This is a genomic window from Pseudomonas sp. HLS-6, assembly GCF_002753995.1.
GTDB classification, from domain to species: domain Bacteria; phylum Pseudomonadota; class Gammaproteobacteria; order Pseudomonadales; family Pseudomonadaceae; genus Aquipseudomonas; species Aquipseudomonas defluvii.
Genome location: NZ_CP024478.1, coordinates 4169253 through 4187626 on the forward strand (window position 1 = coordinate 4169253; position 18374 = coordinate 4187626).

The following is an 18374-nucleotide window of genomic DNA, read 5'->3' on the forward strand; positions in this document are numbered from 1 at the left end:
GGGGCCAGTAATGGCCCCCTTTTTTGTGTTCAGTGCCTCACGAAAGTTCGGCGGAGACTTGGCGTTGCTCACGTCCTTGGTAGTACGAGGCTGCGACAATCAGCACCAACAGCACACCGCCCAGCACCAGCGATGAACCAACGGTGCCAAAATCCAGCCCGCCCTTTTCGTGCGGCTTGGTCAGGAAGTCGCCCAAGGTGGCGCCGAATGGCCGAGTCAGCACAAACGCTACCCAGAACAGCAACACACCCGACAACCGCGTCCAGTACCTCGCCAACACCACCACGCCAATGGCCGAACCGATCAGCAACGCACCACCGGCAAAGCCCAGGCCGGAGTCGTCGGCCAGGTAGTCGCCCAACGCGGTACCCAAGGTGTTGGAGAACAGAATCGCTGCCCAGTAGAACAGCTCGCCGCGCCGCGTTTGAACATGGCTCACATCGAGCGAGTCACCGCTGAAGCGCCAGGCAACAAAAATCGCCGCCAGAATGCCGATCAGGATCATCGAACCACTGGCATAGCCCAAGCCCAGTGTGCGGTCCATGAAGTCGGACATCGTCGTACCGGCGGTACTGGTCGACAGAATCACCAACCAGTACAGCACCGGGCTGTAGGTACGGGAAAACAGCTGGGTAACCAGGGTCGCCAGGAAAATACTGATCAGAATGACCGAACTGAGGGCATAGCCAACGTTCAGGGTCATCGAAAGCAAGTCACCGGCGGTTTCGCCCAAGGTGGTTGCACAGATCTTCATGACCCAGAACGCCAGGGTTATCTGAGGAAGTTTATTCACGCGTTCACCGCTCCAGGAAAAAGTGCGGCAAGGCTGCGTAAAGACGGATGAAAAACCAGTCGAGCAGAGATGAAAAATTCGTTGGTTTTTTTGTTTCGCCATATGTATCGAATTAACTGATTTATACGCGTTATTTTTTGCGCTTTTTTATCAATTTAACGAGCGTAACATTGAACCCATAGCAACACACAACCCCTCACTACCCCGGAGCAACCACCATGAAAAGCAAACTGATCCTGACCCTCGCCTTCTCGGTTCTGGCTGCAAACGCATTCGCTGAAGATGGCTTTGAACGTACCCATGCTCACAGCTTTACCAACGAGCACAGCCAATCAGCCGGCTATGTCGAAGACGGTTTTGATCGGACGGGGGCTGGCAAATTTGCCGAAGACGGTTTCGACCGCACCGGCGCTGCCAAGTTTGCCGAAGATGGTTTCGACCGCACTGGCGCTGCCAAGTTTGCCGCAGATGGTTTCGACCGCACCCAGGCCCACCGCTTCAGCTAATACAACGGCAACGACATGCTCAACGCCCGGCTTCGGCCGGGCTTGGTCGTTTTCAACGACGATGGACCTTGGCACACTAGCAGGCCGTAAAATTGCTAGCAGACCCTCGATGTACTACTACGAACCCGCAAAAGGCCATGGCCTGCCCCACGATCCTTTCAACGCCATCGTCGGCCCACGACCGATTGGCTGGATCTCTAGCCAGGACGCAGAAGGTCGCCTGAACCTCGCGCCGTACAGCTTTTTCAACGCGTTCAATTACATCCCACCGATCATCGGCTTCTGCAGCGTCGGGCGCAAAGACAGCCTGAACAACATCGAGCAGACCGGCGAGTTCGCCTGGAACCTGGCTACCCGTCCCTTGGCCGAAGCCATGAACCAGAGTTGCGCAGCAGTGGCGTCGCACGTCGATGAGTTCGCCTTGAGCGGGCTGACACCCGCCGCCTCGAAGGTGATCGCCGTACCGCGCGTGCAGGAAAGCCCGGTGTCGTTCGAATGCAAGGTGACGCAGATCGTCCAGCTGCAACGTGCCGACCAGGCACTGGTACCGAGCTGGCTGATTCTGGGTGAAGTGGTGGCCGTGCATATCGCCGAGCATCTGCTCAAAGAGGGTATCTACGACACGGCGGCCGCCGAGCCGATCCTTCGTGGTGGCGGCCCGGCGGACTACTTTGAACTGGGCAACCTGTTCAAGATGACCCGTCCGCAGGTGTGAGTTACCAGCGCAGTTCGGCGTCCTCGCTGACCCCGACCAAGCGCTCTAGTTCGCCACACGCGGCGACGTCAGCTTCGTGAGCGGTCTTGAAGGTCTGGCCTGGCAGCACTTTGTGGAAGCGTGGTGCACCACCGGCGCCCAGACCTTTTACCGCGATGGCGGCACTGTAACCGCCCTCTCCCGGAACCACGGCCGAAACGGCCTCGTACTGTGCAAACTCTCTGCGTGCCATGGAGTTGAAACCTGCCTCGGTGACTGTAAAGCCAGCATTCTAACCTGTGTGCGCCTCGCCGAATGTCTGTACGTCGAGGCTGTCGAGTAGCTGCGCCTGAAGCAAGTCACCGAACAGCATCAAGGTTGGTGAGGCGAAATAGTCCGCCATCGCAGCCGAATTGCGCCAGGAGCCGCTGAGCAGCCAAAGCTGCGTATCGCTGGTAGAGCGTTGCAGGCTGAAGCTCAGGCAACCGGGTGCCTGTCGAGAAGGCTCAAGCAACTGCTGCAGGCGTTCGCCCAGCTCTGCCGAACGCCCGGAACTGGCACGAACGAACGCAAGATGGCTGACCGGTTGCGGTGAAGTCATGGGCGGTTCTCCTGAAAGCGGCCAGAGGGGGAAATTGCCAGGTTGCACAGCGTAGAACCGCAGACACGCGTGGCGATAGGCAATTCCTGCCGATGACTTGCCTGATTCTGCACCGGCTCATCGCCAGCGAAAGCCCAACCTGACGCGAGGCCTCGCCCATGCCGATGGGTTTCAGGCAAGCACTCAGCACCATCGTGCCCTCAAGAGAGACTGCTCACGCAGGATCAGGCAAGAACCCGGCAGCATCGGACTAGCGTCACCACTTGCACAAACCTATGCTTTATCCGGTCACCTCTGGAAGCTGTCGCATGTCATCCGAAGCCCCCGCCGCCCTTCAACTGGAACCTGCTTTCGAGCAGCAACGACTGGAACTGGCCGACCTGATCAAGCGACACGCGGCCAGCCAGATTGGCGTTGCATCGGCCATCGACGACCTGTACCTGGTGCGCTATGAAGAGCGGGTGCGTTCGATGCCTACACTGGCGCAACCAGCGCTGTGCATCATGGCCCATGGCAGCAAGGAAGTCCGATTGGGCGATGAGTGCTACACCTACGATCCACTGCACTACATGGTCGTGTCGGTGGCCCTGCCGATCAGTGGTGTACTGCTGGATGCGAGCCCTGAAAACCCGACACTTGGCGTGCGCCTGGATATCGACCCGGCTGAAATACATAGCCTGATTGCCGAAGCCGGCCCAATGAGCGTGCCATCCCCACGCTCAGGGCGCGGTCTGTTTATCGAACGCATCGACAGCGAGCTGCTCGATGCCTTGCTGCGCCTGGTCCGCCTGCTCGACACCCCCAGAGACATTGCCGTACTGGCACCGCTGGTACGCCGCGAGATTCTGTACCGGCTACTGCGCGGGCAGCAGGGTTACCGGCTTTACGAGATCGCCATGGCCAACAGCCAGACACACCGTGTCTGTCAGGCCGTTCAATGGCTGAACGAGCATTTCCACCACCCGTTGCGCATTGACGAACTGGCCCGGGAGGTGAACCTCAGCACGTCGACGCTGCACCACCGCTTCAAGGCCGTGACCTCGATGAGCCCCCTGCAGTACCAAAAACAACTGCGTCTGCAGGAGGCCAGGCGGTTGATGCTCAACGATGGGCTGGAGGCTTCGGTGGCGGCCTATCGCGTCGGCTATGAGAGCCCGTCACAGTTCAGCCGCGAGTACAGCCGCCTGTACGGGGCACCGCCGCTACGAGACCTGGCCCGGCTACGCAGCGCCTTATAGGTCGCCCTTGCCGGCGCCCACGGTGAAACGCTGGCGAGAATGGGCTGGTTTCTCTACCTCGTCGAGCATGGCAATGGCGTAGTCGGCAAAGGTGATCCAGCTCCTGCCGTCAGCACCAATCAGCAAGTGATCCTTGCCCAGGGTGTACACCCCAGTGCGCGCGCCTTCAACAAACTCGGCCGAGGGTGAAAGGAAAGTCCAGTCCAGTTCGTGCTCCTGGCGCAAGGTGTCCAAGTAATGACCGCCTGCTGTAGCCTCAGCCTTATAGGCTTCCGGGAAGTCCGGGCTGTCGATCACTTTGTGCCCGGATGGTAGCAGCAGGCTACCAGCGCCTCCGACGACCAGCAGACGCTTGACCCCGGCCCGCTTCACCGGCTCGATAATCGCCTGCGGTTTGATCCCGGAGAAATGCGCCGCACTGAGCACCACGTCATGGCCGACCAGGGCCTGCTCTAGCGCGGCAGCATCAGTGACATCCAGCTGGCGCGTGGTCACGCCCGAACGCCCAGCCAGGGAGGCCGTATTACGGGCGATGGCCGTGACGCTGTGACCACGGCGCAAGGCTTCTTCCAACAACTGGCTACCAGCACGGCCAGTAGCACCGATAATTGCGATCTTGCTCATGGAAACCTCCGATCTGAGTTGCGCTGAAGTCATCAATGTGGAACAGCTTAGTTGCATGATCCGTCGCAAAAAATGCGATGCTTGGACATAGTTTGTTTCTGAAATCGGGCAAATCATGGACCGTCTGACTGCAATGCGGGTGTTTGTGACCGTGGTTGACCTCGGCAGCCAATCGGCTGCCGCCGACCACCTGGAGCTTTCACGCCCGGTCGTTTCGCGCTACCTGGCAGAACTCGAGGACTGGGTCGGTGCACGGCTGATGCAACGCACTACGCGCAAACTGAGCCTGACCGCAGCCGGCAACGAAACACTGCCGCGCTGCCGACAAATGCTGGAAATGGCCGGCGACCTGCAGGCGGCGGTCCGGCGGCCGGATGATGCGCCACACGGTGAGCTGCGCATCAGTGTCAGTACCTCGTTCGGTCATGCGCAGTTGGTCGAGGCTGTTGCCGACTATGTGAAACGCTACCCAGGCGTGAAGGTCGACCTGCAGATGCTCGACCGTACCGTCAACCTGGTGGATGAACGCATTGATCTGGCCATCCGGACCAGCAATGACCTTGATCCCAACCTGATTGCACGGCGCCTGACGGTCTGTCGCTCAGTGATCTGCGCGTCACCCGCGTACCTGCGCGAGCACCCGGCACCACAACGGGTCGAGGACCTGGCCCGGCACAACTGCCTGACCCACTCCTACTTCGGCCACAGCCTCTGGCATTTCGAGGTTCACGGCGAGGCCGTCTCGGTTCCGGTGCAAGGCTCTATCAGCGCCAATGAGGCACTGACGCTGCAACGGGCTACCTTGGCCGGGGCCGGTATCGCAATGCTGCCAACCTACCTGGCGGCCGAGTCGCTGCGCAGCAAAGCGCTGATCCGGTTGCTGCCGGATGCCAAGCCACGCGAGCTGAATCTGAATGCGGTGTACACCTCACGCAAGCATATGCCCGCGACCTTGCGCAGCATGCTCGACTTTCTCGCGGAGCGCTTCAACGCCGAACCGGCATGGGACATCGGCCTTTAGCTCGTTACGCCTCTGGCGGATTAGAAAAGTCGACGCACGCAGGTAAACTGGCCACTCACTTTTCTCCAAGGTTTGTCCGTGAACGCTCCTTTGCCCCCAACCGCCCTGCGTAGCGTATTGGTCGCCCTGATGCTGGCAATTTTCCTTGGCGCACTGGACCAGACCATCGTCGCCGTGTCGATGCCAGCCATTTCGACCCAGTTCAACAATGTCAGCCTGTTGGCCTGGGTGATATCCGGTTACATGGTGGCGATGACGGTGGCCGTGCCGATCTACGGCAAACTGGGCGATCTGTATGGGCGTCGGCGGATGATTCTGTTCGGAATCGGCCTGTTTACCCTGGCCTCGGTATTCTGTGCCCTGTCGCAGAGTATGGAGCAACTGGTAGTCGCCAGGGTACTGCAGGGCATCGGTGCTGGCGGGATGATCTCGGTCAGCCAGGCAATCATTGGCGACATCATTGCACCGCGCGACCGTGGTCGCTATCAGGGCTATTTCAGCAGTATGTATGCCTTGGCCAGCGTCACTGGGCCCGTGTTTGGTGGTTACCTCACCGAATACCTGTCCTGGCATTGGGTGTTCTGGTTGAACCTGCCTCTGGGTCTGCTCGCCTGGTGGATCGCTCGACGCACCTTGCGCGTGCTGGTCATCCCTCAGCGGGCGGCGGTGATCGATTACCTGGGTAGCGTGCTGCTGGTGGCCGGGCTCGGTACCCTGCTGATGGCCATTACCCTGATCGGCCAAGGTTACGCCTGGAACAGCCAGGAAATGCTCGGTTTACTGAGTACTGCCGTGGTCGGGCTGGTGCTGTTCGTGGCCCACCAGCGGCGAACACCCGAGCCCTTGTTGCCATTGAAGCTGTTCAGCAATCGCACAGCAGTACTGTGCTGGTGCACTATTTTCATGACCAGTTTCCAGGCCATTTCGCTGTCTATGCTGATGCCCCTGCGCTTTCAAAGCATCACGGGTGCGGGTGCCGATAGCGCAGCGCTTTACCTGATGCCGCTGGCCATCGGTCTGCCCATCGGGGCCTACACGGGCGGGCGGCTGACTGCCCGCAGCGGTCGCTTCAAGCCGCAGATCCTGACCGGTGCGCTGTGCATGCCGCTGGCAATCATCGGTATGGCGTTGACCCCGCCAGACGCATGGCTGACCAGTGCGACCTTCATGCTGCTGACCGGCATTGCCTCAGGCCTTCAGTTTCCAACCTCGCTGGTCGCCGCGCAGAGTTCTGTTGAACCACGTGATATTGGCGTCGCCACCAGCACCACCAACCTGTTCCGCGCACTCGGCGGCGCAATTGGTGTGGCCAGCATGTCAGCGCTACTGCTGGCAATGCTGGGGCATACAGGCCCGATTCAGCCTGGCATGAGTGAACACGGCCTTACCAGCAACATCCTGCTCGACAGCCTGAACACCGTGGATGGCCCAGCATTGCAAGCCTTGCGCAGTGCATTGAGCCTGACCTTCCGCGACGTTCTGCTGGGCAGCGCCTTGATCTCGCTGCTTGGCCTGGGTGCCGCTCTCAGGTTGCCCAATCAACAACTGCGTGGGCGCACTTAGGCGCCCCGGCGTTGAACCCAGGCTACCGCCAGCCCGCTGAGGCAGATGATGGTAATGCCAACCACACCGAACAGGTCCGGCGTGTGGTTGAAGACCAGGTAGCCAAACATCCCGGCAAACAGGATCTGCCCATAACTGAACGGCGCCAGCATCGCTGGAGCGGCATGCCGAAATGCCTGGGTCAGCAACATGTGGCCCAGCATGCCGCAGGTCCCAAGGCCAATCATGAACAGGCCGTGGGTCAGGGTAGGCACTGTCCAGAAAAACGGCACCAGTGCGGTCATGATCAGGCTGTTGAGAATACCGGTGAGAAAGTTACTGGTGGTTGGGCTATCAAAGCCGCTGAGCTTGCGCGTCAGCAACTGGTAGCCACCGAAACAGAGCGCCGAACACAACGGCAGGATAATCGCCGGGGTGAACAGCGCGCCCCCCGGGCGAACCACAATCAACACCCCGACAAAACCACCGAGCACCGCCAGCCACTGGCTGCGACTGACCTTCTCGCCCAGCAGCGGCACCGACAGTGCCGTCACCAGCAAGGGGGCCAGGAAGTTGACCGCCGTGGCTTCGGCCAGTGGGATGTAACGCAGGCCAGTGGTGAAGAACAGGCTGGTACCAATCAGACACAAGGCCCGTGCCAGTTGCAACCCCGGGCGCCGGGTACGCACCACCGCCGAAAACCCCGCACGCGGCACAAAAACCGCAAGCATCAGCAGTGTATGCACCACATAACGCGCCCAAACCACCATCACAATGGCATAGAAACCAGACAGGTATTTGGACAAGGCGTCATGGCTGGCAAACAACAGCACCGCCAGGCAGATCAAGGCAATACCTTTGAGCGGCCGTTCGGCACCACCAAGCTTCGGGTTCAGGGCTCTCATGGTAGGACTCGATGAAAAATAATTAATTAGCCTGCTAACTACCAGAGCGCAGACACTCCGTGAGAACGGAACCTGTCGACGTCACCTGAACGAGGCCTTGGGCACAACTGGACCTTGGAAACAAATAGACGCAGTTACTCACAATCCTTCACAAACTCTTATTTGCGCAAGGCTGGGCTCAAGCGCAGCATATCAAGGCCGGTGTCCACCCACAGTTCGGCATCCTTGAACAAGTCGAAGCTCTCGGGTAACAGCAGCCAGCGTTTGATGATGCCGTCTATGTAAGCATGTATTGCAATGGCGGCTCGCTCTGGGTCTACATTGGCGGGGAGTTGACCTCGCCTTATGGCATTGGCCAACGACAACGTGATGTGTGCATGGCAGTCAATGGTCGAGTTCTGGCGCTGCTGGCGAATGTCACACATGTCATCGGTGAACTCACACTTGTGATGCAGGATTTCATTGATGCGCCGCGTCTTAGGGTCGAGTACCAAGTGCTGCATGAGTTGAATGAGCAGTTTGCGCATGCACCCCAACGGGTCGGCTTCCTCCTCGCTCTCACTCGCCCTTGCCAGCTCATCAAGCGGTTCGCGCAAAGTATCGAGCATGGCCTGAACCAGCTCGGCCTTGTTGTTGAAATGCCAGTAAATGGCCCCCCGGGTCACCCCTGCCAGCTCTGCAATATCGGCCAGGGTGGTGCGCGCCACCCCGCGTTTGTAGAAGGCTTTCTCCGCAGCCTCGAGAATCTGGCTACGGGTTTCCTGGGCTTCCTCTTTGGTTCGACGGACCATGGCAGTACAACCTCATCAAGGGGCCGGGCGCGCCGTGGGCGCTCGGGTTCGGTGCCGGGCAAGTGTCTACTGAGCCAGTTCCCGGGGGTTAATTCAGGCCTCGCTGCAGTCGGGTAGACCGAACGAGAGGTGTTTACAAACAGCCGTGAATGTAAGTATATTCGTTAGTAAGCTACTTATCCACTCGACGCCATTTTTTCTCTCATTCAATTTCCACTACTCTTGAGCGTCTTCAGCTCTCAGCGACCCGAGGATCTCCATGCACTTCAAACCAGCTGTTACTGCTCTGGTTTCCGCCGTCGCCCTGGCAACACTGCTCAGCGGCTGTAAGAAGGAAGCGGCGGCGCCTGTCGCACAGGCCCCCCAGGTGGGTGTAGTCACCCTTCAACCTCAAGCCTATACCCTGACCACGGAACTGCCGGGACGTACCACCGCGTACCGGGTCGCAGAAGTTCGCCCCCAGGTTAACGGCATCATTCTCAAGCGTCTTTTCACTGAAGGCAGCGAGGTCAAGCTCGGCCAGCAGCTGTACCAGATTGACCCATCGGTGTATGAGTCGACCCTGGCCAGTGCCCAGGCCAACCTGCAATCAACCCGTGCGCTGGCTGAGCGCTACAAGCAGTTGGTTGCCGAACAGGCTGTGAGCCGTCAGGAATACGACGACGCGCAAGCCAAACGTTTGCAGGCTGAGGCCACCCTAAAAAGCGCCCAGATCGACCTGCGCTACACCAAGGTACTGGCACCGATCTCCGGCCGCATTGGCCGCTCGTCAGTCACCGAAGGTGCGCTGGTGAACAATGGCCAGGCCGATGCCATGGCCGTCATCCAGCAGCTCGATCCGATCTATGTTGACGTCACCCAGTCCTCGGTCGAGCTGCTCACGCTGCGCCGCGAACTGGAAAGCGGTCAGTTGGAAAAGGTCGGCAGCAATGCCGCCAAGGTCCAACTGACCCTTGAAGATGGCAGCAGCTATGCCCATGCCGGGCGCCTGGAGTTCTCCGAAGTCTCGGTCGACCCCACCACCGGCTCGGTGACACTGCGCGCGGTGTTCCCTAATCCTGACCACAACCTGCTGCCAGGCATGTTCGTGCATGCCCAGCTCAAGGCGGGCGTCAAGAACGCAGCGATCCTGGCTCCGCAACAGGGCGTGACCCGCGACCTGAAAGGTGCTCCAACCGCATTGGTCGTCAATCAGGACAACAAGGTCGAACTTCGCCAGCTCAAGGCAAACCGTACCGTCGGCAACCAATGGCTGATCGAGGAAGGCCTGAACCCGGGCGACCGCCTGATCACCGAAGGCCTGCAGTTCGTCAAACCGGGCATCGAGGTCAAGGCACGCGAAGCCACCAACGTCCAGTCGGCCCAGCCAGCCAAGCCAGCCCAGGCCAATGCAGCGACTGCAGAGGCCAAAGGGGAGTAAACCATGTCGAGATTCTTTATCGATCGCCCGATCTTCGCTTGGGTGATCGCCTTGGTGATCATGCTGGTAGGCGCACTGTCGATCCTCAAGTTGCCAATCAACCAGTATCCAAGCATCGCTCCACCGGCCATTGCCATCGCCGTGACCTACCCAGGTGCTTCGGCGCAGACGGTGCAGGACACCGTGGTCCAGGTGATCGAGCAGCAGCTCAACGGGATCGACAACCTGCGTTATGTGTCCTCGGAAAGTAACTCCGATGGCAGCATGACCATCACGGCGACCTTCGAGCAGGGTACCAACCCCGATACCGCGCAGGTCCAGGTGCAGAACAAACTGAACCTGGCCACCCCGCTGCTGCCGCAAGAAGTGCAGCAACAGGGTATCCGCGTTACCAAGGCAGTGAAAAACTTCCTCATGGTAATCGGCCTGGTGTCCGAAGACGGCAGCATGAGCAAGGACGACCTGGCCAACTACATCGTCTCGAACATGCAGGACCCGATCTCGCGTACCGCCGGTGTCGGTGACTTCCAGGTGTTCGGTGCCCAGTACGCGATGCGTATCTGGCTCGACCCGGCCAAGCTGAACAATTTCCAGCTGACCCCGGTGGATGTGAAGACGGCGGTTGCCGCGCAGAACGTCCAGATATCCTCCGGCCAGCTCGGCGGTCTGCCCGCCCTGCCCGGCCAGCAACTGAACGCAACCATCATCGGCAAGACCCGCCTGCAAACCGCCGAGCAGTTCGAGAAGATTCTGTTGAAGGTCAACCGCGACGGTTCGCAGGTACGCCTGGGTGATGTCGCCAAGATCGGTCTGGGCGGCGAAAACTACGCGGTCAGTGCCCAATTCAACGGCAAACCGGCTTCGGGCCTGGCGATCAAGCTGGCAACCGGCGCCAACGCGCTGGATACCGCCAGGGCGCTGCGCAAGACCATCAGCGAACTGGAGCCGTTCTTCCCGCAAGGCATGAAGGCGGTATTCCCGTATGACACCACGCCAGTGGTCACCGAATCGATCAGCGGGGTTATCCACACCCTGATCGAAGCCATCGTGCTGGTGTTCCTGGTGATGTACCTGTTCCTGCAAAACTTCCGCGCCACGGTCATCACCACCATGACCGTACCAGTGGTGTTGCTGGGTACCTTCGGCATCCTCGCGGCCGCCGGTTTCAGCATCAACACGCTGACCATGTTCGGCATGGTGCTGGCCATCGGCTTGCTGGTGGACGATGCCATCGTTGTGGTGGAAAACGTCGAGCGGGTGATGTCCGAAGAGGGCCTGTCACCCAAAGAAGCAACCAAGAAATCCATGGGCCAGATCCAGGGCGCCCTGGTTGGTATCGCCCTGGTGCTGTCGGCAGTACTGTTGCCCATGGCGTTCTTTGGCGGCTCCACCGGGGTGATCTACAAACAGTTCTCCATCACCATCGTCTCGGCCATGGCCTTGTCGGTACTGGTAGCGCTGATCTTCACCCCGGCACTGTGTGCCACCATGCTCAAGGCGGTGCCAAAAGGTGAGCATCACGTTGCCAAACGTGGCTTCTTTGGCTGGTTCAACCGCAACTTCGACCGCAGCGTACGCAGCTACGAGCGCGGCGTGGGCAGCATGCTGCGGCACAAGGCCCCCTACCTGTTGGCCTACCTGATCATCGTCGTCGGTATGGTCTGGCTGTTCACCCGCATTCCAACGGCGTTCCTGCCAGAGGAAGACCAGGGTGTACTCTTCGCCCAGGTGCAGACACCTGCAGGCTCCAGCGCCGAGCGCACACAGGTGGTCATCGACCAGATGCGCAGCTATTTGCTGGAGCAGGAGTCGGATACCGTCAGTTCGGTGTTTACCGTCAACGGCTTCAACTTTGCCGGTCGTGGTCAGAGCTCGGGCCTGGCCTTCATCATGCTCAAGCCATGGGACCAGCGCTCTGCTGAAAACAGCGTATTCAACCTGGCCAAACGTGCTCAACAGCATTTCTTCACCTTCCGAGATGCCATGGTGTTCGCGTTCGCCCCTCCGGCAGTACTGGAACTGGGCAACGCCACCGGCTTCGATGTGTTCCTCCAGGACCGCGCCGGTGTCGGCCACGCCAAGCTGATGGAAGCCCGTAACCAGTTCCTCGGTATGGCCGCGCAAAGCAAGGTACTGACTGCAGTACGACCGAACGGCCTGAACGATGAACCGCAGTACCAACTGACCATCGACGACGAACGCGCCAGTGCCCTGGGTGTGACCATCGCCGAGATCAACAGCACACTGTCGATTGCCTTGGGTGCCAGCTACGTCAACGACTTCATCGACCGCGGTCGGGTCAAGAAGGTCTATATCCAGGGTGAGCCCGGCTCACGGATGAACCCGGAAGACCTGCAGAAGTGGTATGTGCGCAACTCGATCGGTGAAATGGTGCCGTTCTCCTCCTTCGCCAAAGGCCAGTGGATCTATGGCGCACCGAAGCTGTCGCGCTACAACGGTGTTGAAGCCATGGAGATCCTGGGTGCGCCGGCCCCGGGCTACAGTACCGGTGAAGCAATGGCTGAAGTCGAGCGCCTGGCAGCGCAACTGCCCGCCGGTATCGGCTATTCATGGACCGGTCTATCCTACGAGGAGCGGTTGTCCGGCTCGCAAGCCCCAGCCCTGTACGCGCTGTCGCTGCTGATGGTGTTCCTCTGCCTGGCAGCACTGTATGAAAGCTGGTCGATCCCGATTGCCGTCATGCTGGTCGTGCCGCTGGGGATCATCGGTGCGCTGGCTGCCACCAGCCTGCGCGGTCTGTCCAACGACGTGTACTTCCAGGTCGGTCTGCTGACCACCATCGGGCTTGCTGCAAAGAACGCGATCCTGATTGTCGAGTTCGCCAAAGAGCTGCATGAGCAGGGTCGCAGCCTGATCGACGCCGCAGTGGAAGCCTGCCGGATGCGTCTGCGCCCGATCATCATGACGTCGCTGGCGTTCATTCTCGGCGTGGTACCTCTGGCTATCTCAAGCGGTGCGGGCTCGGGCAGCCAGCATGCTATCGGTACCGGCGTTATCGGCGGGATGCTGACCGCCACGGTACTGGCCATTTTCTGGGTACCACTGTTCTTCGTCAGTGTGTCGTCGCTGTTCGCCAGCAAGAAGCCTAAAGCCGACGCCACCCCCGAAACTCCACGCTATGAGGCTGGGCAATGAGTAAGTCCCTGTTGTCCCTGGCGGTCACCGCTTTCATTCTTGGCGGCTGCTCGCTGATTCCCGATTACCAGACGCCCGAGTCGCCAGCGGCGGCTCAGTGGCCGCAAGGCCCGGCCTACTCGCCAACCGAGTCGGCCGAGGTCGCGGCAGCCGAGCAAGGCTGGCGTCAGTTCTTCCATGACCCGGCACTGCAGCAGCTGATTCAGACGGCGCTGGTCAACAACCGCGACCTGCGGGTTGCGGCATTGAACATCGACGCCTACCGGGCGCAGTACCGCATTCAGCGCGCCGACCTGTTCCCGGCCGTTTCGGCCAATGGCAGTGGTAGCCGCCAGCGTGTACCCGGCGATGTCTCCAGTACCGGCGAAGCAACGATCAACAGCCAGTATTCGGCCACACTCGGCGTCAGCGCCTACGAGCTGGACCTGTTTGGCCGCGTCCGCAGCCTCAGCGAACAGGCACTGGAAACCTACCTGTCCAGTGAGCAAGCACGCCGTTCGACCCAGATCAGCCTGGTGGCCAGCGTGGCCAACGCCTACCTGACCTGGCAAGCAGACCAGGCCCTGCTCAAGTTGACCGAGGAAACCCTCAAGACCTACGAGGAAAGCTACCAGCTGACCAAACGTAGCAATGAAGTCGGCGTGTCGTCGGCACTCGACCTGAGCCAGGCGCGCACGTCGGTGGAGGGTGCCAGGGTGAAGTTGGCCCAGTACCAACGCCTGGTTGCACAAGACCTGAACAGCCTGACCGTGCTGCTCGGCACCAGCGTGCCGGCCAACCTCCCGGCCAGCCAGGAACTCAATGCCGACCTGCTTAGCGAAGTACCGGCAGGCCTGCCTTCCGAGCTGCTGCAACGCCGTCCGGACATCCAGGAAGCCGAGCACCTGCTCAAGGCCGCCAACGCCAACATCGGTGCGGCAAGGGCTGCATTCTTCCCAAGCATCAGCCTGACGGCCAACGCCGGCACCCTCAGCCCAGACATGGGCGGCCTGTTCAAGGGTGGCTCTGGCACCTGGCTGTTCCAGCCGCAGATCAACCTGCCGATCTTCAACGCGGGTAGCCTGCGTGCCAGCCTGGATTACTCGAAAATCCAGAAAGACATCAACGTCGCCAAGTACGAGAAAACAATCCAGACCGCGTTCCAGGAAGTCTCCGATGGCCTGGCAGCACGCCAGACCTTCAAAGAGCAGCTGCAAGCCCAGCGTGACCTGGTCGCTGCCAACCAGGACTACTACCGTCTGGCCGAGCGTCGCTACCGTATCGGGATCGACAGCAACCTGACCTTCCTCGATGCCCAGCGCTCGCTGTTCAGCAGCCAGCAGGCGCTGATCGCCGACCGCCTGTTGCAACTGGTCAGCGAGGTCAACCTGTACAAGGCACTCGGTGGCGGCTGGCATGAACAAACCGTTCAGGATCAGCAGGCGTCAGCGCAGGCTTCGAAGAACTGATTGCGTCGGCAGCAATCTGCTGCCTTGCCTGGGCTCATGACCCAGGCAAGCCACTCGTTGAAAACCACCCTCGCGGTGGTTTTTTTTGCCCCCACGAAAAAACGCTACCTGGCCTGCTTACCCTGGCAGCACCGATGCCTGCACGGCCATCGCAGCCACGTGAATGCCGCAAAAAATTATGTACCACCTAGTTAGTGTTCGTTTATCGCACAGTACCGTTTGCAACGAATTGATTCACCCCCACCGCTCGCAGCACCATCCTCTCGCCGCTTTGAAACACTGATCATTCAGCTCAGCACCTCGATCCGTGACGGCTGAACGTTACGGTTGAAGGCCTCGGCCCAATAAAAACAAGAGACACCACAATGAATACCTTCCAACCCGCACGACACGTGTTTTCCGGCTTGTTGATGACCACCTGCGCGCTGCCTGCACTGGCCAGCGAAGGCGGTTTTGTCGAAGATGCCAAAGCCACGCTCAACCTGCGCAACTTCTACATCAATCGCAACTTCGTCGACCCGGCAAACAAACAAGGCAAAGCTGAGGAATGGACCCAAAGTTTCATCCTTGATGCCAAGTCCGGCTTCACCCAGGGGACCGTCGGCTTCGGCGTCGATGTACTGGGCTTGTACTCGGTCAAACTGGACGGCGGTAAAGGCACCGCAGGCACTCAATTGCTACCGGTTCATGATGACGGCCGCCCAGCCGACAACTTCGGTCGCCTGGGCGTGGCATTGAAAGCGAAGGTGTCCAAGACCGAGCTGAAAGTCGGCGAATGGATGCCGGTGCTGCCGATTCTACGTTCGGACGATGGCCGCTCGTTGCCGCAAACCTTCCGCGGTGGCCAGATCACCTCTCAGGAGATTACCGGCCTTACGCTCTATGGTGGCCAGTTCCGTGGCAACAGCCCACGCAATGACGCCAGCATGGAAGACATGTACATGAACGGCAAGCCAGCCTTCACTTCCGACCGCTTCAACTTTGCCGGCGGCGAATACAGCTTCAACGAAAAGCGAACATTGATCGGCCTGTGGAATGCCGAACTCAAGGACATCTACAACCAGCAGTACATCAACCTTGTTCACAGCCAGCCACTGGGCAACTGGACCCTGGGTGCCAACCTTGGTTACTTCATCGGCAAGGAAGACGGCGCTGAACGGGCCGGCAAGCTGGATAACAAGACCGCGTCAGCCCTGTTGTCGGCACGCTACGGCAGCAACACCTTCTATGTCGGTCTGCAGGACGTCAGTGGCGACAGCGCCTGGATGCGGGTCAACGGCACCAGCGGCGGCACCCTGGCCAACGACAGCTACAACTCCAGCTTCGACAACGCCAAGGAACGCTCCTGGCAATTGCGCCATGATTTCAACTTCGCCAGCCTCGGTGTACCCGGGTTGACCTTGATGAACCGCTACATCAGCGGCGACAACGTGCAAACCAGCAGTGTCGACAATGGCAAGGAATGGGCACGAGAATCGGAGCTGGCCTATGTCATCCAATCCGGCGCCTTCAAAGACCTCTCGTTCAAATGGCGCAACTCGACCATGCGCCGGGACTTCAACACCAACTCCTTCGACGAGAACCGCCTGATCGTCAGCTACCCGATCGGTATTCTGTAAGCACCGCAACGTCTAGCCTGTCGAGATTCCGCCCCGGTTCGCCAGCTGTTTGAGGCGAACCGGGGCGAGAACCTTGATCCCGTTAAATCCCCGCACGCCGCTCCCCCTCCCCCTGTAGCACGCTATCCTGCACAGAAATGCGCAACCGCTCACATCTGTGGCCTTGAATCGGCTGCATACGCCAGGTATGACGGTTATTCATTTGACGCTCGACGGGAGGAACAACAATGAAAAACCTCGCCACATACCTCAGTCAATACGCTGCGTATCACCGTGATCCACGCAACATCGCCACGCATTTCATTGGTATCCCGCTGATTGTTGTTGCAGTGACGGTACTGCTGTCGCGCCCGGGCCTGTCGCTGATGGGGATGTGGCTGTCACCTGCACTGCTCGTGGCCTCTGCTTCGGCCTGGTTTTACCTGCGACTGGACACACACTTTGGCCTGGTGATGGGCGCACTGCTCGGTCTGTGCCTATGGGCTGGCGAGCGGCTGGCAGCACAAAGCACTGCCGTCTGGTTTAGCGCAGGATTGGGGCTGTTCGTGGCGGGCTGGGCCATCCAGTTCGTCGGACATTATTACGAAAGGCGCAAACCGGCGTTTGTCGATGACATCAGCGGGCTGATCATCGGACCGCTGTTCATCGTCGCAGAAGCGGCTTTCATGCTTGGGCTGCGGCCCGACCTGAAAGCGGCTGTGGAAGGCAGCGCCGGGCCGGTGACCAGGCGTTAGAAGGACATGGTGCTGTAAAGGCCAGCGCCTGCAACAGACGCGGGAACGTCTATGTGCAGGCGCCGTTTTTTCAGGTCGTCGAGGTCACTCGCGCGACTCAACCCCCAGCTCATCCCACACTGACTCTGCCAGGTGGAAGGTGGCATTGGCCGCTGGAATCCCGCAATAGATAGCGCTCTGCATCAGCACTTCCTTGATTTCGTCGCGGGTGACGCCATTATTGGCCGCCGCCCGCAAATGCAGCTTCAGCTCGTCATTACGGTTCATGCCGATCAACATCGCAATGGTGATCAGGCTACGGGTATGCCGCGGCAAACCCGGACGGGTCCAGATATCGCCCCAGGCATGACGGGTGATCATTTCCTGGAACTCGCTATTGAAGGCCGTCAGGTTGTTCAGGCTGCGATCGACGTGTGCGTCGCCCAGCACGGCACGACGGACCTTCATACCTTCTTCGTAACGCTGTTTCTCGTCCACACCTAACTCCTCAACGGGCCAACAGAAAGTCAATGACGCAACGACTGAACGGTTCGCCCACTTCAACGTTGGACAGGTGCGCAGCATGGAACTCAGCGTATTCGGCACCCTTCACCTTGTCCCGGATAAACAGGCCACCAGACGGTGGAGTCACCGCGTCGGCGCTGCCGGAAATCACCAGCATAGGGACCTTGATCTCGCCCAATTGGTCGCGGAAATCGGCATCGCGCACCGCAGCGCAGTTGGCCGCGTAGCCCTGCGGCGAGGTGGCCGCGAGCATGTCGGTGATGCGTTTGGCCTGATCAGGGTGGGACGCCGCGTAGGCCGGGGTGAACCAACGCTCAATGGACGCGTCACGCAGGCCAACCATGGCGGCCTGACCATCACGCAGCACGGTTTCGATCCGTGGGTTCCAAACCTCTGGCGTAGCAATCTTGGCCGCCGTGTTGCACACGATCAATCGGTTCAGACGATGGCCGGCATTTATACCCAGCCATTGGCCGATCAGGCCGCCCATGGACAGGCCACAGAAATGTGCACGCTCGATCTGCAGGGCATCGAGCAAGGCCAACACGTCCCTCCCCAGTTGTTCAATGCTGTAGGGGCCCTCGCTCACCAACGACTGGCCATGACCACGGGTGTCGTAACGCAATACGCGAAAGTGCGCGGTAAGCGCTGGCAGTTGGGTGTCCCACATGTGCAGGTTGGTGCCCAGCGAGTTGGACAACACCAGTACCGGCGCCCCTTCCGGGCCATCGAGTTGATAGTTCAGTACGCCATCGGCAAGTTGTACGCTAGCCACAAA

At 59.8% G+C, this 18374-nt stretch carries 18 protein-coding genes; 10 read left to right on the forward strand and 8 right to left on the reverse strand.

The features are described from left to right. Positions 1–37 precede the first annotated feature (37 nt). Complete coding sequence (locus CS390_RS19560) at positions 38–793, reverse strand: hypothetical protein (RefSeq protein ID WP_099775664.1); 756 nt, start codon at positions 791–793, stop codon at positions 38–40. Between the two features lie 218 nt (positions 794–1011). On the opposite strand from CS390_RS19560, the gene CS390_RS19565 reads away from it, so the two are divergent. After that, the gene (locus tag CS390_RS19565) at positions 1012–1299 is read left to right on the forward strand and encodes a hypothetical protein (RefSeq protein ID WP_099775665.1); all 288 of its coding nucleotides are present in this window, start codon (positions 1012–1014) and stop codon (positions 1297–1299) included. 109 nt (positions 1300–1408) lie between these two features. Further along, a complete protein-coding gene (locus CS390_RS19570) occupies positions 1409–2014 on the forward strand; it encodes a flavin reductase family protein (protein ID WP_099775666.1) in 606 nt (201 codons plus the stop codon). A gap of 1 nt (position 2015) precedes the next feature. Here the strand turns inward: CS390_RS19570 and CS390_RS19575 are convergent, their stop codons facing one another. Then, entirely contained in the window at positions 2016–2246 is a 231-nt protein-coding gene (locus tag CS390_RS19575) for a hypothetical protein (protein WP_099775667.1), read from the reverse strand. A gap of 39 nt (positions 2247–2285) precedes the next feature. Continuing rightward, positions 2286–2594: an antibiotic biosynthesis monooxygenase family protein gene (locus CS390_RS19580; RefSeq protein WP_099775668.1), complete on the reverse strand. Its 309-nt coding sequence runs from the start codon at positions 2592–2594 to the stop codon at positions 2286–2288. Between the two features lie 308 nt (positions 2595–2902). On the opposite strand from CS390_RS19580, the gene CS390_RS19585 reads away from it, so the two are divergent. Next, positions 2903–3832 (forward strand): AraC family transcriptional regulator, encoded by a 930-nt coding sequence (locus CS390_RS19585; protein ID WP_099775669.1) that lies wholly within the window; start codon positions 2903–2905, stop codon positions 3830–3832. Here the strand turns inward: CS390_RS19585 and CS390_RS19590 are convergent. Beyond that, the gene (locus tag CS390_RS19590) at positions 3827–4456 is read right to left on the reverse strand and encodes an NAD(P)-dependent oxidoreductase (RefSeq protein ID WP_065758691.1); all 630 of its coding nucleotides are present in this window, start codon (positions 4454–4456) and stop codon (positions 3827–3829) included. The two genes, CS390_RS19585 and CS390_RS19590, sit on opposite strands and share 6 nt — an antisense overlap. Positions 4457–4571: 115 nt before the next feature. Between CS390_RS19590 and CS390_RS19595 the strand changes: the two genes are divergently transcribed. Continuing rightward, positions 4572–5477 carry a LysR family transcriptional regulator gene (locus tag CS390_RS19595; protein WP_099775670.1) on the forward strand — a complete coding sequence of 302 codons (906 nt, stop codon included), beginning with the start codon at positions 4572–4574 and terminating at the stop codon, positions 5475–5477. Between the two features lie 78 nt (positions 5478–5555). After that, on the forward strand, positions 5556–7040 hold the full coding sequence (locus CS390_RS19600; protein ID WP_256587520.1) for an MDR family MFS transporter: 1485 nt from the start codon (positions 5556–5558) through the stop codon (positions 7038–7040). Here the strand turns inward: CS390_RS19600 and CS390_RS19605 are convergent. Both CS390_RS19605 and CS390_RS19610 read right to left on the reverse strand, forming a co-directional pair. Continuing rightward, on the reverse strand, positions 7037–7924 hold the full coding sequence (locus CS390_RS19605; RefSeq protein ID WP_099775671.1) for a DMT family transporter: 888 nt from the start codon (positions 7922–7924) through the stop codon (positions 7037–7039). The genes CS390_RS19600 and CS390_RS19605 overlap by 4 nt on opposite strands. Positions 7925–8082: 158 nt before the next feature. Beyond that, positions 8083–8715 carry a TetR family transcriptional regulator gene (locus tag CS390_RS19610; RefSeq protein WP_065758695.1) on the reverse strand — a complete coding sequence of 211 codons (633 nt, stop codon included), beginning with the start codon at positions 8713–8715 and terminating at the stop codon, positions 8083–8085. 259 nt (positions 8716–8974) lie between these two features. Here CS390_RS19610 and CS390_RS19615 point away from each other — a divergent pair, with 259 nt between their 5' ends. The 5 genes from CS390_RS19615 to CS390_RS19635 all read left to right on the forward strand — a co-directional run bounded on the left by CS390_RS19615 (position 8975) and on the right by CS390_RS19635 (position 17092). Beyond that, complete coding sequence (locus CS390_RS19615) at positions 8975–10135, forward strand: efflux RND transporter periplasmic adaptor subunit (RefSeq protein WP_065758696.1); 1161 nt, start codon at positions 8975–8977, stop codon at positions 10133–10135. Between the two features lie 3 nt (positions 10136–10138). Beyond that, the gene (locus tag CS390_RS19620; RefSeq protein ID WP_099775672.1) at positions 10139–13291 is read left to right on the forward strand and encodes an efflux RND transporter permease subunit; all 3153 of its coding nucleotides are present in this window, start codon (positions 10139–10141) and stop codon (positions 13289–13291) included. Continuing rightward, the gene (locus tag CS390_RS19625; RefSeq protein WP_099775673.1) at positions 13288–14739 is read left to right on the forward strand and encodes an AdeC/AdeK/OprM family multidrug efflux complex outer membrane factor; all 1452 of its coding nucleotides are present in this window, start codon (positions 13288–13290) and stop codon (positions 14737–14739) included. Before CS390_RS19620 ends, CS390_RS19625 begins: the two co-directional genes overlap by 4 nt. Positions 14740–15104: 365 nt before the next feature. Beyond that, complete coding sequence (locus CS390_RS19630; protein WP_065758699.1) at positions 15105–16358, forward strand: OprD family porin; 1254 nt, start codon at positions 15105–15107, stop codon at positions 16356–16358. A gap of 227 nt (positions 16359–16585) precedes the next feature. Beyond that, positions 16586–17092: a DUF962 domain-containing protein gene (locus CS390_RS19635; protein ID WP_099775674.1), complete on the forward strand. Its 507-nt coding sequence runs from the start codon at positions 16586–16588 to the stop codon at positions 17090–17092. An 84-nt stretch (positions 17093–17176) separates the two neighbouring features. Here CS390_RS19635 and pcaC read toward each other — a convergent pair whose 3' ends face one another. Together pcaC and pcaD are read right to left on the reverse strand one after the other, a co-directional pair. Further along, on the reverse strand, positions 17177–17569 hold the full coding sequence (gene pcaC, locus CS390_RS19640) for a 4-carboxymuconolactone decarboxylase (RefSeq protein WP_065758701.1): 393 nt from the start codon (positions 17567–17569) through the stop codon (positions 17177–17179). Between the two features lie 10 nt (positions 17570–17579). Next, complete coding sequence (gene pcaD, locus CS390_RS19645; protein ID WP_099775675.1) at positions 17580–18371, reverse strand: 3-oxoadipate enol-lactonase; 792 nt, start codon at positions 18369–18371, stop codon at positions 17580–17582. Positions 18372–18374: the final 3 nt, after the last annotated feature.